The organism is Ruegeria sp. H3 (genome assembly GCF_056533095.1).
On sequence record NZ_JBQFOD010000016.1, the window covers coordinates 17142 to 32405 of the forward strand.

General features: G+C 54.0%; 13 protein-coding genes. 1 reads left to right on the top strand and 12 read right to left on the bottom strand.

The window, feature by feature from the left end:
- Positions 1–69 precede the first annotated feature (69 nt).
- From ACR0JE_RS16545 to gstA, 7 genes are all read right to left on the bottom strand, one after another.
- The gene (locus tag ACR0JE_RS16545) at positions 70–1104 is read right to left on the bottom strand and encodes a hypothetical protein (RefSeq protein ID WP_480864964.1); all 1035 of its coding nucleotides are present in this window, start codon (positions 1102–1104) and stop codon (positions 70–72) included.
- On the bottom strand, positions 1088–3283 hold the full coding sequence (locus tag ACR0JE_RS16550; protein WP_480864965.1) for a DUF1156 domain-containing protein: 2196 nt from the start codon (positions 3281–3283) through the stop codon (positions 1088–1090). The genes ACR0JE_RS16545 and ACR0JE_RS16550 overlap by 17 nt, the downstream gene beginning before the upstream one ends.
- A 307-nt stretch (positions 3284–3590) precedes the next feature.
- Positions 3591–4436 (bottom strand): DUF3037 domain-containing protein, encoded by an 846-nt coding sequence (locus ACR0JE_RS16555; RefSeq protein WP_480864966.1) that lies wholly within the window; start codon positions 4434–4436, stop codon positions 3591–3593.
- Entirely contained in the window at positions 4427–5212 is a 786-nt protein-coding gene (locus ACR0JE_RS16560) for a HipA family kinase (protein WP_480864967.1), read from the bottom strand. The genes ACR0JE_RS16555 and ACR0JE_RS16560 overlap by 10 nt, the downstream gene beginning before the upstream one ends.
- Before the next feature lie 696 nt (positions 5213–5908).
- On the bottom strand, positions 5909–6130 hold the full coding sequence (locus ACR0JE_RS16565; RefSeq protein WP_480499478.1) for a tautomerase family protein: 222 nt from the start codon (positions 6128–6130) through the stop codon (positions 5909–5911).
- 4 nt (positions 6131–6134) lie between these two features.
- Positions 6135–6515 (bottom strand): nuclear transport factor 2 family protein, encoded by a 381-nt coding sequence (locus ACR0JE_RS16570; RefSeq protein ID WP_480864968.1) that lies wholly within the window; start codon positions 6513–6515, stop codon positions 6135–6137.
- On the bottom strand, positions 6515–7123 hold the full coding sequence (gstA, locus tag ACR0JE_RS16575) for a glutathione transferase GstA (RefSeq protein WP_480545118.1): 609 nt from the start codon (positions 7121–7123) through the stop codon (positions 6515–6517). Before gstA ends, ACR0JE_RS16570 begins: the two co-directional genes overlap by 1 nt.
- Positions 7124–7233: 110 nt before the next feature.
- Here gstA and ACR0JE_RS16580 point away from each other — a divergent pair, with 110 nt between their 5' ends.
- On the top strand, positions 7234–8112 hold the full coding sequence (locus ACR0JE_RS16580; RefSeq protein WP_480864969.1) for a LysR family transcriptional regulator: 879 nt from the start codon (positions 7234–7236) through the stop codon (positions 8110–8112).
- 40 nt (positions 8113–8152) lie between these two features.
- Here the strand turns inward: ACR0JE_RS16580 and ACR0JE_RS16585 are convergent, their stop codons facing one another.
- The 5 genes from ACR0JE_RS16585 to ACR0JE_RS16605 are packed head-to-tail and all read right to left on the bottom strand — an operon-like array spanning position 8153 to position 14913.
- Entirely contained in the window at positions 8153–9850 is a 1698-nt protein-coding gene (locus ACR0JE_RS16585) for an ABC transporter ATP-binding protein (RefSeq protein ID WP_480864970.1), read from the bottom strand.
- A complete protein-coding gene (locus ACR0JE_RS16590) occupies positions 9847–10761 on the bottom strand; it encodes an ABC transporter permease (RefSeq protein ID WP_480545115.1) in 915 nt (304 codons plus the stop codon). The genes ACR0JE_RS16585 and ACR0JE_RS16590 overlap by 4 nt, the downstream gene beginning before the upstream one ends.
- Positions 10758–11726, bottom strand: coding sequence for an ABC transporter permease (locus ACR0JE_RS16595; protein ID WP_480545114.1), 969 nt, complete (start codon positions 11724–11726; stop codon positions 10758–10760). The genes ACR0JE_RS16590 and ACR0JE_RS16595 overlap by 4 nt, the downstream gene beginning before the upstream one ends.
- Positions 11727–13280 (bottom strand): ABC transporter substrate-binding protein, encoded by a 1554-nt coding sequence (locus tag ACR0JE_RS16600; RefSeq protein ID WP_480864971.1) that lies wholly within the window; start codon positions 13278–13280, stop codon positions 11727–11729.
- Positions 13281–13338: 58 nt separating this feature from the next.
- Complete coding sequence (locus ACR0JE_RS16605; RefSeq protein ID WP_480864972.1) at positions 13339–14913, bottom strand: ABC transporter substrate-binding protein; 1575 nt, start codon at positions 14911–14913, stop codon at positions 13339–13341.
- Positions 14914–15264: the final 351 nt, after the last annotated feature.

Consider the following 15264-nt stretch of genomic DNA (forward strand, 5'->3'; position numbering starts at 1 on the left):
ACGAACTGCACAATCCGAGCCAATGGTACGGTTTTATCAGTTACTGCAACCTACCATTATTGGTTGGCTTCAAGGCTTGACGACAAATTCGCGAAGTCGAGAGTTTTTAACCATTTCCGGGATGGTTTGCAGCGTAAAGACCTTGCCCTGGGTAGCTTCGAGCAGTTTCTTCATATCATTGCGGCGCTGCTTAAAGCCACGTCCGGCAATACAAGCGATCACCTCGTAGCGCGGCCCTTGCTCTGGCGTGCGGTCACGTGTGCTCATCGTATGAAGGTGTTGGACACGCGTGACTTTATCCCGCGCGGTGCCATCATCTTCGGCAAGTTTTGCTTCGATGATAATCTGCGGATTGAACTCATCTGGAATGATAAAGTCTGGGGCTTGCTCGAATCCCCGGATGCTTTCCGCTCGTTTGGTTTTGCGGTAGCTGATTCCATGCTTTAATAGCAACTTCTCAATAGCGGTTTCGACCAGATCGCCGACAAGTTCACTAACTGAATCCCGATGTCCTGCAAATGGTCTTCCAAGGAAGCGCTCATATAGCAGCATAGCGTATGGAACACCGATATCGGCAAGCGGCGCAACGCTTGCTAGGCCTGAGTAGGTATCTGCCTTGTCGAGCCGATGAATCATTGCCGGATTGTGATTGTCTGGCCCGTTGGTCAAGAGCTCACATGCTGAAGTAACAAGCGCTCTTACACGATCTCCAGTTATGCCAGTACTTTTGAGTGGCTTGTTAGGCGATAGTCGGACATTGCGGTCAATGGTTCGGGCGGATCCCTGTGTCACTTTGACATCTGTAAGTTCGTTGGCAGCTTCAGCCCACTCTGATGGCGTGAAACCAAGCATCGCTCGTAGCACAACCATAATGATCGGCATCCGAAAAACCAGCAGTTCAACATCGATCGCGTTGAGATCATTGAAACCGTTTGTGGTCTTTTTTAGTGCTTCATAGCCGTTTTCAAAGACAGGGTAGTCAATGAAGCCATCGCCCTTTGGCAAAGTCATGAACCCAGATTTAAGAGTTGCAAAGACCTCGTCGACATAGGTTTCGACGTCCGCTTCGATACTTGAGTAGGGAACTTCAAAAGGCGATGGCATCGTGTTCTCTTTCAATACTACTTGTGTATCCAACTAACGCAGCATTTGCGGTCCGTGGCGCATCCATGTTTTCAGCCAAAGTAGCTATTTCTTCTGGATCACCGAGTGCGTTGAGCTGCTTTGCCACAAGAGCCAATTTGTTAGTGGTTGGTAGACTCGAATCCCAACTACTGCGAAGGTTCCAGATCGCGAGCCGAGTCAAATGCCCAAAGGTAATGCAGCGAATATCGCCTTTACGAGGTTTCATTCCTGCTTCAACCAGTTGTGAAAGTTCACCAGAAACCAGCTTCGCTAGCTGCTCCGCCGAGTTGCAGATCGTTTCTTTAGATGTGCTGCCGACTGACCGACTCACAAAGACAGTGTCGACAATAGATGAGCTAGTTCCACTGATGTGAATTGATCCGCCCATTTCTGCGGGGCAGGGAATAGTCGCCGAACAAGTTAAGCCCGAATCAAGAATTGCCACACCAATCGCTTCATAGGCTTCAAGCTTGTTGTGGTGATAAGTGAACGCGAGAGGTGAGCCGGGTTTCAGCGCCTTCGCCATTTTAGAATAGACTGCTGCAAGCCCTTCCGTGAAGTGTTCGATGGTTCGGCCTGCAGTTTGATTGCCGGTCAATTCCCCGGGATCTCGACTGGAAGCTCGCTCGAAACCTCTCGTGTTCTTTCCGAGTAGAGAACGCAGCCAAACATAGCAGAAATCCATCAACTCACCGTACTGGACATTGCCGAAGTAAGGGGGGTCAGTAAAAACGGCATCCAGACTTGCTGGGCGGACATCGATGTCCGTTGCGCTGGTACAGTGAATCCCTACCTCACGTTTGCGGCGGCCATCCATCTGCTCGCCAATCCACTCACCGTGAACGGGGACCTGAACGTTTTTCTTTCCTTGCCTTCGCGTCTCAAAAGGTGCACTGCAATAGCGCTTAGCCTTTTCGTACTTGGCTATTATGTTTGACCAACCGCCAGAACCGACATTGGTTCCGCCGCCATTTACAATACCAAGCAGATTGGATTCGACCTGCATAAGTCCGACTGGAAAGCCATGTACTGAAAAGACATCAAGGGACTTGAGCGCCATCGTATCGTAGCGGCAAAGCATATTTTGATATCGCAGTAAGTCAGACAGGTTTGTTGCAAGCGCATGTCGTACACGTTCATCACGGACTGCTGCTATTAGTGACGCGCTTTTTTCCAAGCCATATTGCTGGCGAGCGTTGAAGAGATCACGGTAGCGTTTGTAGCCCCACCGATGAAGCCTGTCCGTCTCGTCGCCGGGAAGGATTTCCTGCTCGGGCAGGTATTTTTCTACAAGCTTGCTCCGAAGATCTTCAATCTCCTTTACGCGTTCCAAGTCCTTTTCATCCGGTGCCTTGAAGAAGCGGCCCTTGTGCTGTTTCTTGCGCTCGGGATTGTAGTATTCAATGGCGACCAGGCGATGGCGTAGCGGACCTTCTTCGGATCGGGGATACTTGTTAATGTGGCCGCAGGATGGACAAGCACAACGATTGCGCTTAGCCGGGCCTTGTAACACAAGATCCGCGTTGCAACTCCAGCAAGCGCCAAGATCATCCTTTGAACTGCATTCGTTGAGGCTCTTACACTTGCTGCAGACAACAACATGGGCTGGGTGACGTGTATCATCAGCGATGCGATAGCTGGGAAATAGCGGCACTTCCGCACCGCATTGGTCACAATCTATCTCTTTGACCCAGATGAAGTACTTCACTGGCACGTCAACGTCACCATAAATAGGACAATCCGTGCGATAGAAGCGGTCAAGTTCGACCCTAAGAGAACTAAGCAGACCATCGGCGGCTTTGCGATAGGCGGTCAAGTCAAGGTGCTCGATCTCTTCTTTCACAATCCAAGCAGACATTGGATTGATGTCGTAGCCTTGGACATCACAACCAACACGATTGGCTTCGATCAATGGCGTTCCGCCGCCCATAAATGGGTCTGCGACCCTCTTGCCCGGAAAATCATTCTGCATAAAGAACGTTTCTGGTACAGGTCGATCCGAGAACTCAGAAAGAGTCAAAGCGCGAAAAAGAGTGCCTGGTCGGCGAGCGAACCACTTGTGCACCGCGATAATCGGTCGGTAGTTCTGCTGGATTTGCTTCTCTCTTAAAGCAAGCTCAGCAACGAACGCGATATTGTAGTTCTGCTCGATTGACACCGAATGAGGACCTTCGAATTTCTGACACAGGGTTTTGTAGTATTCCTGCTGGCGCGCAACAACCTATGGCGTCAATTCGTCGTAAGTTCTAGTAGCCTCATTGAGTCGAGAAACGTTTTCACAGTTTTTTTGCTCGGCCTACCCGCGTTAACGCGTTTCTAAGAATTCGGACAGCCACAATCAAACGGCAGGACCTACGCTATGCGGGGTCTGGAATTCTCGGACTTACTGCCCGTGTACGCCTGGGCATAGCCTTTCCAGATGTCTGGTCTTGCTGTGCCGTCAGTATGTAAGGGGCAATAGCGGCTTAGTGAGCAGTGCTAGCCGCATTGATAAGCGCATCTGCGACGACTTGACTGTCATTTTCATCGACTATGGCTTCAGCCACATTGGCTTCTCGCAACAACTCTAGTGCGCCCTTGTAGTCGCTCCGTAGACCTTTGTTTCTGGGCGCACCAGCTACAACGTAGGGGCAGACCTCGGGATTTTCTCTCAGACGCGTCAGAGTTCCTACTAACCGTGAAGCCTTACCGAACAAGGTATCGGCGTTCGCCATATCAAGAGAAATCGGCTGGACTACGTGCAAGCGACCATTTTGGTAGGCATGTTTGAATCGAACTTCTCCAAACCGCGGTGTCTTGATCGTTTTTTCTTCAAGTGTGAGATTGACGGGTGCTGCCTGTAGTTTCCGATGAAAAACGGAATACACGTCCTCGTCCGACCGAACCTCGCGACCAGAAACTGCGTCCCAGCGGCTGACATAGCGAGCGAAAAGACGATCAAGTTCTTCCTTGGGTGATGCGGTGACACCAGCTCCGGGCTCAAGCCAACGAAGCGCGCTATCGTCCTCGGGAAGTATTTTGCGAGCAACTTCGTCAGATGTCAGCGTGTTTTCGAAGAGTGAGCCTTGCTCAATTTTTTGCCCGAAGGACGCAACCTTGGACTCGATTGCCCGAACCAGCAACCGAAATCCATTCGCCCCCAACTCAGGGTAGGCTTGGGTCAGTCGCGGACTCGCAGTGCGCACCCTCATTTTCAAGAACCCATGGTCTGGAGCGGACAGCAGAACACCGACGTTCAACGCTTCACCTATCCATGCATCGTGACGATACTGGAGTACTGAAAACGTAAAAAGTGTCTCTCTCAATTGCATCTGTTCGCTTCAATCTGCATGTGGACCGCTTCGATATTTTCGATCGCCTCAAGTACATAGTCGGCTATTTTGTTCGCAACATGGCGCGACCAGTCCTCAAAAACAGTTTCATTCGCATATCCTCTGATCGTAGCTTCTGACAAGGACTTCCAGCGATCCACGATAGCGCCGAAGTGTGAGTTTCTGTTCCCCTTAATTCCGCGCCATAGGGGGTGTTCACCAATCTCTCCGACGTCATTAATCACACCTCCATCCTCCCATGGTTTGGGTGTTATATCGCGCTCTGGATCAGTCCCAGCGGCTTCGACGAAGCTCTCTTCGTGGTCAATCATGCCATACGCGTCATTCTTTATCAAAAGATTGGGGTTTGGTATGACGCGGTCCCAGTTCTGGATCATCGTGTCAAAGAAGTAAATTTGTGAGGCCGTATCAAGTTGGGCTTTAGTAACGGGCGCAGCCTGGGTCCATTCGGACCATCCTGGACCCAATGAGACTGACCCAATCAATAGTCCTGGACCATCTTGCAGGCGAAGGGAGAGTGATGCATCGGCGGTGTTTTGATTACTATCACGGCCATAAATTGCATTCGCCATCTGAACGAGTTGCTGTGTGACTTCGACTGGAACCACCGGGGCGCAAGGCAATCCTAGGTCTTTAGCCAAACGGGTTGCTATCCACTCCCTTTCCAGACAGTAAGGCGATTTTGCTTCGTGCAACTCGGGAGATTTTAGATAAGCCTCGATCGAGTCGCCGTTGTCATTTACCAGTTCAACCATAGGAGGGCGAGCTCTGCCGCTCTCGGCACGTCGATGAAGTGTGGACACCCGCCACCGCATACCGCCCCCAATTTCTGGGCAGCATTTGGTCGAGTGCCAAGCTTGCCCCTTTATAATTGCTATACTGAAGCTCAAAGAAACAAAGTTGGAGATCATAGTCAACGCATGGCTAGAGCACAATCTGGCAATGCCATTTGAGGTAAGCCACGCAAGACGCAGAGCGAAGTCGACTGCGAGACAGATTAAGCCAGACACATCAGCGATTGAAGCAACCTCAAGGGCTGGGTCATGGGCGAACGGGAATTTGCGGCACATTTTTTCGAGCAATCATCTAACTATTCTGCTCAACCAGTTGCCCCCATACCCCCCTAGTGGCTAACGACTTCCGCTGCACCTCCGCTGCACATGCGCTGCAATTCTCGCTGCATTGCTGGGCGTTTTGTGAGTAATGCACGCGTCTAGACTTGCGCTTTGATGTTAAGTGTGAGACTCTCAACCCACTGACAACACGAGATATCTTTGCATTGGGGTACTGGTGGTGGCAGTGTAAAACAGCACCTTGCAGCGTGTGCGGATTGGGATAGAGCGCTTCGTTTACACCGAAGATGTCGGGAGTTCGAGTCTCTCATCACCCACCATCGCAACACTTTAGTGCTAAGTGCGCCTCTTTGAATGAGGGCGTTTCGTCCGAGAGTCTCAGTCGCCCTCCGCGCGGATATCACTGACCCTCCGACCCGCGATTCCCCAATTTTCCAGTGGCACCTCGTCAATCACAACGAATGTCGTTGCGGGGTTTTTGTTGAGCACTTTGTGCAACAGGTCGGTCACACCAGAAATCAACTGCGCCTTTTCTTCGGGTGACGGACCTGTACCTTCAGGTCCGCCCTCTTGTGTTACCTTGATATTTACGTAAGGCATCGTCCTAGTCCTTTCTCTCAACGAATGAGAACACCTTGGTCAGCACGCGCCAACCGTCCTTTGAATTGATCACTGTCAGCAAATCCTGATAGTTACGCCCCATCATGGTCATGCGCGCCTCGACGAGGCCGATCCGGTCGCCTTTAAGAGTGATCCGTTCGATAACTTCCTTGCGCGGATCGCCGCGCGAGGCGGGCGGCGTGCGGGCGTCGATCCGGTCCATATAGGCCTCTAACCCCATGACTTCGTAGGTGCCGAGGGTGCCGTTCACGTAGACCAGATCCTGATGGAACACCGTGCGCAACACATCGCTGTTTGAATGGTAAAGCCCGTCAAAATAACGTTTCATCACGCTCTGGATTTCATAGTCTTTGTGAAGCTGCATCACGCCAATCCCTCTGCAATAAAGGCCGCGTTGACCGACTCGCGATCGGCGATGCGATCGGCGTAGGCGGCGATGTTAGGCCAGGCTGACAGGTCGATGGCCTTGAAGTTAGCCCAGTAGATCAGAACGAATGTGTAAGCATCCGCAACCGAAAACGTGCCGGCGACCAAGTAGGATCGCCCGTCAGACAGAACCTTCTCGATATAGTCGAATTTCGACCGAACCTTCGCCTCTGCTGCTGCCTTTTCCGCATATGTTGAGCTGTCGGAAAAGAGCGGCCCCCAGGCCTTGTGCAACTCGGCCGCAGCGTAGTTCAGGAATTGTTGTAACCGTGCACGCTCAATACTTCCAAGCGGCGGAGAATAGGCTTGATCGGCATGGGTATCTGCAATGTACTGAAGAATGGCTACGCCTTCGCTCAAATACACACCATCCTCAACTTCAAGCGTTGGTACATAGCCGTTCGCATTGATTTCCTTATAATTTCTTCCGCTTTCCGTTTGCCCCTTGGCGGTGTCAACAGCCTCGATCTCAAATGTCTCACCAACCTCATTCAGCATGATATGGCTGGCCAACGAACAGGCTCCGGCTTTGTAGTACAGTTTCATCTCAACCTCCTTTTCATGAGTGCAGGCCAGAGATAGCAATCAAGTAAAGCGATTGATAATATCGTGTTTTCACCATAATGATCTTATATTCAGATCATTTGTGATGCGATATGACCTTAGACCAACTCATCGCTTTGGACGCGATTGTTGCCACTGGAACCTTTCGGGCGGCCTCTGAGCGTTTGAACAAAGCGCAATCTGCCGTCAGCCATCAAATCCGAAAGCTGGAGGCTGAACTGAAGTTTGATCTGTTCACACGCGAGACCTACCGGCCTAGTCTGACACCCGAGGGTCAGGTTTACTTTCGCGAAGCGGCGCGTGTTCTGGAACAAGTGCACAGGCTGCAAGCCGTCGCGGCTGGGTTGCGCAGTGAACAAGAGCCCTCGATATCGATTGCGGTAACGGCCACAACCTCGCTGGACCCGGTACTGAGCCTGCTGGGCACTATCCGAGAGAGATATCCGGGAACCAACATCCATGTGGCGTCGGAAATGATGGGCGGACCGTTGGCACGGCTGATGGAAGGCAGCGCAGATATGATCATCGCGGGTCTTGAGGGCGTTCCAATTGACGATGTCGAAACGCTCCCCTTCGGAACCATCACGATACGACCCGTCGCAAGCCCAGACTTCCCGGCCGCACAACGCCGCGGCATCCGATCGAGGCGGGAGATGCAGGCTTATACGCAAGTTATCGTTTCAGGCACCGGCGGGCAGGATTTCGATCAAAGTCGCGATGTTCTATCAGGTGGACATCGTTGGACGGTCTCTGATTTCGAAGCGAAGAAAACCATTCTCAAAGCCGGGCTGGGCTGGGGTGGCCTGCCCGAACACATGATGAAGAATGAGCTGAGGACCGGAGCCCTGATTCCGCTGCGCGTTGATGGTTACCCCACACGCCACACCGAGATTTTCGCGATCCGGCGCAGGGACAATCCGATGGGAAAAGTCATGTCCAACATCTGGGCAGAGCTTGAGACGGCCCATTGATAGATGGACCTTCCTTAAGAACACCAAAACCGCGTTTTGGTTAACCTGCGGCTTCCAATTGCTTCAACCGGGGCATTAAATCCAAAAGCTCTTTGGTGTAGGGATGCTGGGGTGCCGAAAACAGAGCGTCAGTGTTCTGCACCTCGACCAGTTTCCCCTGTCGCATCACACCCACCCGATCACACATCTGACGCACAACCGGCAGGTCATGACTAATGAACAGCATGGTCAGCCCCAGATGATCCTGCAGGTCTTTGAGTATGTTCAGGATTTGCGCCTGGATCGACACATCCAGGGCGCTGGTCGGCTCATCGCAAATCAGGAATCGGGGCTGTGTGGCCAGTGCGCGGGCAATACAGATGCGCTGGCGCTGACCGCCAGAGAATTCGTGCGGGTATTTGCGCCAGGCGTCTTTCGCCAACCCGACCCAGTCCAGAAGTTCCCTGACACGCGGTTCAACCTGGGATTTGGGAAGGATGCGATGGTGCAGGATCGGTTCTGCAACAAGGTCGCCAACCTTCATCCTCGGGTTCAGGCTTGAGAACGGATCCTGAAAGATCATCTGAATCTGGCGGCGATAGCCTTGCAAAGCCTCTGCCCCCATCGCCGTCACATCCTGCCCGTCAAAGACAACGCGGCCTCCGTCCACCGAATAGAGCGTGCCGATCATCCGAGCGACCGTGGATTTGCCCGAGCCACTTTCGCCGACAAGGCCGAAAACCTCACCGTCGCGAATGTCGAAGCTTACCTGATCAACGGCGGTAAAGTACTTGCGTTGCGATGGCAGTAGACCGCCCTTTTGAAGGAAGGTCTTGGTGATGTTCTCTACCTCCAGCAGCTTGCCGGATTTTGACAAATCGGTCTTGTCCCAGTGGGCTGCCAGATCATCGATCTTGAAGGTTCTTTCCCGTTCGCCATAGCTGACCACCGGGAACCGTTCGACCTTGCTGTGTGGCCGTGGCACGGCGGCGATCAGGGATTTGGTATACTCATGTGTTGGCGCGCCAAGGATTTGATCGGTGGTGCCGCTTTCAACCACATGGCCGGAATACATGACGGTAACGGTATCGGTGGTATCGGCAATAACCCCCATGTCATGGGTCACGAGGATCACGCCGACCTGACGCTCTTTGGCCAGTTCCTTGATCAGATCCAGTACCTGCGCTTGGACGGATACGTCCAAGGCTGTGGTGGGTTCATCCGCGATCAACACGCTGGGTTCCGTGCACAGCGCCAAGGCGATCACCACGCGCTGACGCATCCCGCCGGAAAACTGATGCGGGTACTGGTTGAACCGGTCCGCGGGGTCCGGGATGGACACGCGATCCAGCAAAGCAATCGCACGTTTCTTGGCCTCAGATGCGGACAAGCCAAGATGAAGCTGGATCGTCTCGACCAATTGCTCACCCACTGTGAACAGCGGGTTCAGCGAGGTCAGCGGATCCTGAAAGATCATTCCGATCTCTTTGCCTCGGATCCTGCGTTTGTCCTCGGCGTCCAGTTCGTCGATACGCCGACCGTTCAGCCAGACCTCACCCTCGGACACATGGGCCGGTGGGTCCAACAGACCGATCACGGCGTTTCCGGTCATCGATTTGCCCGCACCACTTTCGCCCACGACCCCCCGGATTTCACCAGGATGCAGGTCGTAGGTCACATGCTCCACCGGTTTGAAAATGCCGTGGCGGGTTGGGATTTCTACCGTTAGGTTGCGGATCGAGAGAACGGGATCGGTCATTTCAGCCTCGGGTTCAAAGCATCGCGCAGCCAGTCGCCCAGCAGGTTTACACTCAGGGCCAGCGCCAGAAGCGTGCAAGCGGGGAAGAACAGAATCCACCACTCCCCCGAGAACAGGAACCCCTGCCCGATGCGGATCAGCGTGCCCAGCGACGGTTGGGTGGGTGGCGCACCGACACCCAGAAAGCTAAGAGTCGCCTCGGCGATGATCGCCAGTGCAAGTGAAATCGTTGCAATAACCAGCACGGGTGACAATACATTCGGCAGGATATGGCGCAGCATGATCGTCAACGGATTTTGCCCAATGATCCGCGCAGCCGCCACGTAGTCTTTGTTCTTCTCGACCAGCGTAGCACCGCGAACGACCCTTGCGAACTGCACCCAATCAGACAGGCCAATCGCTAGGATCAATACCCAGATCGCCATCTGATCACGATACTCAACAGGCGTAACCCCCTTTGCGATACCGAAGATCAGCATGGCCAGAAGGATCGAAGGGAAGGTCAGTTGCACATCCGCCGTACGCATGATGATGGTTTCGGTCCAACCGCCGAAATACCCCGACAGCAGACCAAGAATGATCCCCAGAACCATGGCAAACAAAACAGCTGCGACACCGACAAACAAGGAAATGCGCATCCCGTAGAGGATGGTCGAGAACACATCCCGCCCTTGATCGTCAGTGCCCATCACAAAGCTTTCACCTGTAAAGGCATTTGGTTCCATCGGCGGGGTGAACCCGTTCATGAGGTTCAGGCTGGATGGGTCGAACGGGTTTGTCGGCGCAATCAGCGGTGCGAAGAGCGTGACCAGGATCAGCAGCGAGGCAACAGCAGCCGAAACCATGGCCACCGGAGATCGACGAAACGCGTAGAACTGATCGCTGTCCAGAATTCGTTGCAGGCGGCTCATGCGCTGACCCTCAGACGTGGGTCGATGAAGGCGTAAAGGATGTCGACCGCAAGGTTAATCGTGACGAAGATGACCGAGATCATCATCAGGTAGGCTGCCATGACTGGGATATCCACGAACTGGATTGCGTTGATAAACAGCAGGCCAAGACCCGGCCACTGGAACACCGTCTCAGTGATGATGGCAAAGGCGATGATGGCCCCTAATTGCAGGCCGATGATGGTTATCACGGGCACCATGGTGTTCTTCAGGGCGTGGCGAAAGTTGATGGTCCGATCACTCAGGCCGCGCGCACGGGCGAAGCGGATATAATCCTGCCGCAGTACCTCCAGCATTTCAGACCGGACCAACCGCATGATCAAAGTCATCTGATACAGGCCCAGAGTGATCGCTGGAAGGATCAGGGCCTTTAGCCCACTACTGGTCAATAGACCGGTGTTCCACCAACCAAGATCCACAACCTCACCGCGCCCGAAACTGGGCAGCCAGCCCAGTTCAACCGAGAAGACATAGATCAGCAGAATGCCGATCAGGAAAGTGGGCAGCGAAACCCCGATCAGCGAGGCCGACATGATGAAGTTTGCTGCGAACCCATCTCGTCGGATCGCAGTGAAGACGCCCAATGCGATGCCCAGGGCAATTGCAAGCATAGCTGAGACCAGAGCCAGTTCCAGTGTCGCCGGCGCGCGTTCGGCCAGAATCTCTGCGACGGGCCGACCCTGACGGAAACTAACGCCGAAATTGCCCTGCACCGCCTCGCGCAGGAACTTCACATATTGCACCGGGAAGGGTTGATCGAGGCCCAACTGGCTGCGCAACCGTTCCACGTCTTCCATGGTCCGCTCCTGCCCCAGCATGTTGTCGATCGGGTCGCCGACAAAACGGAACATGGAAAAGGCAACGAGGCCCACGACGAAAAGAACCAGCGCCGACTGGGCTACGCGCCTGATAATGTATGACAGCATTTAGTTGACCGTGACCCAACGCAGAAGGAAGAAATTGTCGGGCCGTTGCGTCAACTCGATATTGCTACGAGCACCCCAGACCAGAGGCTGGACATAGAGGGGGACATAGGCGACCTCATCCTGAAGGATGGCTGTGACCTCATCCAACATGGCTTGGCGCGTTGGCTCGTCAATCTCGGACTGGATCATCGGCAGCAACTCATCCACACGCGCGTTGGAGTATCCGCCGAAATTCCACGATCCCAACTTCTTTTCCTCGTTAGGGGTCGACGCAAGAAAGCGCACGGGGTGTTCGGCATCAAACGTGCCCGGCGACCAGCCCAGCAGATACATGTCGAAATTGTCGGCCCGCAACTCGGGCCAGTAGTTCTGAACCGGCATTGCATCCAGTGTCACATTCAACCCTGCCTGTGTCAGCATGGCAGTAATCGCCTGGCAAACAGATTCGTCGTTCAGGTAGCGGTTGTTGGAACATTTGAAGCTAACCTCAGCCCCCTTGGCCCCAGATTCGGCCAGCAGCGCCTTTGCGCCCTCCAGATCATAGCCATAAGGGTCCGCGTTCGCTGCCGAATACCCGCGCATTGCAGGGCTGACCAGCTGGCTAGCGACTTCGGCGTTGCCGCGCATGATGGTTTGAAGGATGGCCGGTACATTGACCGCTTTTGCAACCGCCTCACGGACACGCGGATCGAGGAACAGATCAGAGCCGCCCTGCCCGACCTCGCTTGCGCCCTGTTTCTGGTCGAAGCCCAGCATGATAACGCGCGCTTCGATGCCTTGGATAACCTTTACTTCTGGGTTGTCCTGCAAGCGCGCAACATCCTGAATCGGCACCGGATTAATGAAATCAACATCACCCGACAACAACGCTGCTAACGCGGTCGCAGGGTTTTGGATCGGCACCAATTCAGCCCGGGTCAGGTTGTGCTCTGCATCGCCCCACCAGCCGTCAAACGGCTCCAGCACAGTGCGCAGGCCTGGTTCTCGGGCGGTGATTTGAAAGGCGCCAGTCCCGTTTGCGTTCAGTGTCGCATAGTTTCCGGCCTCTTTGTCAGGCAGGACGGTATCATTTGCCTCGGCCCAGCCGCTATCCATGATCATCCAGTTGGCGATGCTATCGGGGAAGATCGGGTTGGGCGCATTGGTCATCACGTCGACGGTATAATCATCGACTTTCACAACCTCGGCGACGGGGGCGAACCAGCTGCGCGTGTCTGAACTTTCGTCGGACGCGCGCTGATACGAAAAGATCACGTCATCAGCGTTGAATTCGGACCCATCATGAAACGTCACACCTTCGCGCAGCTTGAACCGCCAGCCTGCGCCACCCTCAATCGGCTCCCAACTGGTTGCAAGCGCCGGTTCGATGGTCATGTCCTTGCCGCGCCGCACCAGCCCTTCATAGACGTTATTCAAAAACCCGAGAACAGGGGCGGAGTTGACCGCATGAGGGTCCATGGTTTGCGGATCGGTGGTCACGGCAAAGGTAAACTCTTCAGCCGCAACCGGCATGGCAAGCGCGCCCAGCAGCGCGGCAGTGGTCAGACGTTTCATGATAGCTCCCACTTCAAAAGTGGCCGGGCTCTGCAGGCCAGAACCCGGCAACAAGGCTTTAGTTCAGGCCAAAATGTTTGACCATGGGTTGATCTTCTGGATCAACCTCGATGCCCAGATTTTCGGCCATACCCCAATTCAGCACCTGGTGGTGGATCGGGATATACAGCTGTTCGTCCTGCACCACCCGCCAAATATCGGCGATGTCCTGATTGCGTGCATCCAGGTCGGTGTTCGAGGCCAGTGACTTGATCTTGGCATCCAGATCATCACTGTCGAAACCAGTGCCATTCCAGGTGCCGATATCGCTTTCACGACCGTGGACCAAGAAGTTGAAGATGTATTCCGAATCGTAGGTCGGCACACCCCATCCCAGCATGTAGAAATCGGTCTTACCGTCGGTGATCAGCGGGAAATGCTGCGCCTTGGGCTTTGCATCCAGGTTCACCGTGATGCCGATCTGACCCAACATTCCAACTGCGGCCTGACAGATGCCTTCGTCGTTGATGTAGCGGTCGTTGGGGCAATCGAGGCGGATCGAGAACCCATCAGGATAGCCCGCTTCGGCCAACAGAGCCTTTGCGCGTTCGACATCCGTGCTGCTTTCGGCATCCATCTCTGCGGTCCAACCGTTCACGAAGGGCGGAGCAATCATGCCCGCAGGCTGCGACTGCCCGCGCATGACCACCTGCTTGATGGCATCCCGGTTGATCGCCTTGGACATCGCCTGACGCACACGTACATCGGCCAAGGGGTTCTTGCCGTCCACATTGTCGGCTTCGATGTCGTCCGCGCCTTGGTTCATCCCGAAGAAGATAACCCGGTTCTGGGGTGCCTGTTTGACAACCAGACCGTCTGCAGAATTGACCCGATCAAGGTCCTGCACCGGCATATCTTGCAGGAAGTTCACCTCGCCCGACAGCATCGCTGCGACTCGGGTCGCATCGTTCTGGATTGGCGTATAGATGATCTCGCTGATCGCCATCGGGAACTGATCGCGGCCCCAATAGTCTTCGTTTCGCTCCATCACGGTTTTCACGTCCGGTTCACGGCTGACCAGCTTGTAGGGGCCCGTGCCATTCACATTGGTGGTCGCAAAGGTGATCTCACCCCCTTCGAAATCCTGAACGGCAACCGCATTGTTTGCCTCGGTCCAGCCCTTGTCCATGATGAACAGGTCAGTGAGGTTTGCGGGCAGGATCGGGTTCGGGCCATCGGTCACGATTTCAACCGTATGATCGTCCACGGCCCGCACTTCGACGATCGAGTTGATCAACTCTTTCATGTCCGAGTTCGGCTGCTTCGCCCGGTTGATGCTAAACACCACATCCTCGGCAGTAAAATCGGCCCCATCGTGGAACTTCACGCCCTGACGCAGATTGAATACCCAGACGTTCGGATCATCTGCGCTTGGCGCCCAATCCGTGGCCAGCGCGGCTTCGAACGCACCCGTAGTATCGCGAATGATCAGCGGTTCATACATCTGATGGCGGACGGTATGTGTAGGCCCCTCGTTTTGCGAATGAGGATCGAGCGTCAAAGCATCCCCCGAGCGCGCCCAGCGCAATGTCTCAGCTTGGGCCAGCGTTGTTGAGGCCATCAACATCGCCAGCGCGAACATTGGTTTCTTCATTGTTTTCTCCCTTATCTGCAGCTGCTTAGCTGCATTGAATTCGCGATACTAAGTCGCAAATTTCTGTTAACGCTAAAATCGAGGATAGCATACCAACTGCGTCGGCATGTCAATCGGTCAACGGCACACTAAACCGGAGAATGAAGATTTTAGAACGTCGCCAAGCAGATTTACAAACAAAACCAATGTCGACATCCAAACGCTGGGCAACTCCTGAGACTGCTCTCAAAGACACAAGTATCACCCTGGTCGCGCTAAAACACAGTCGATCTAAAGTCTTTCGATGTTTACAAATTAATACATTCATTTTAATGATTGTGTATGAGAAAAATCCAGCTTTCCCGGCGTATT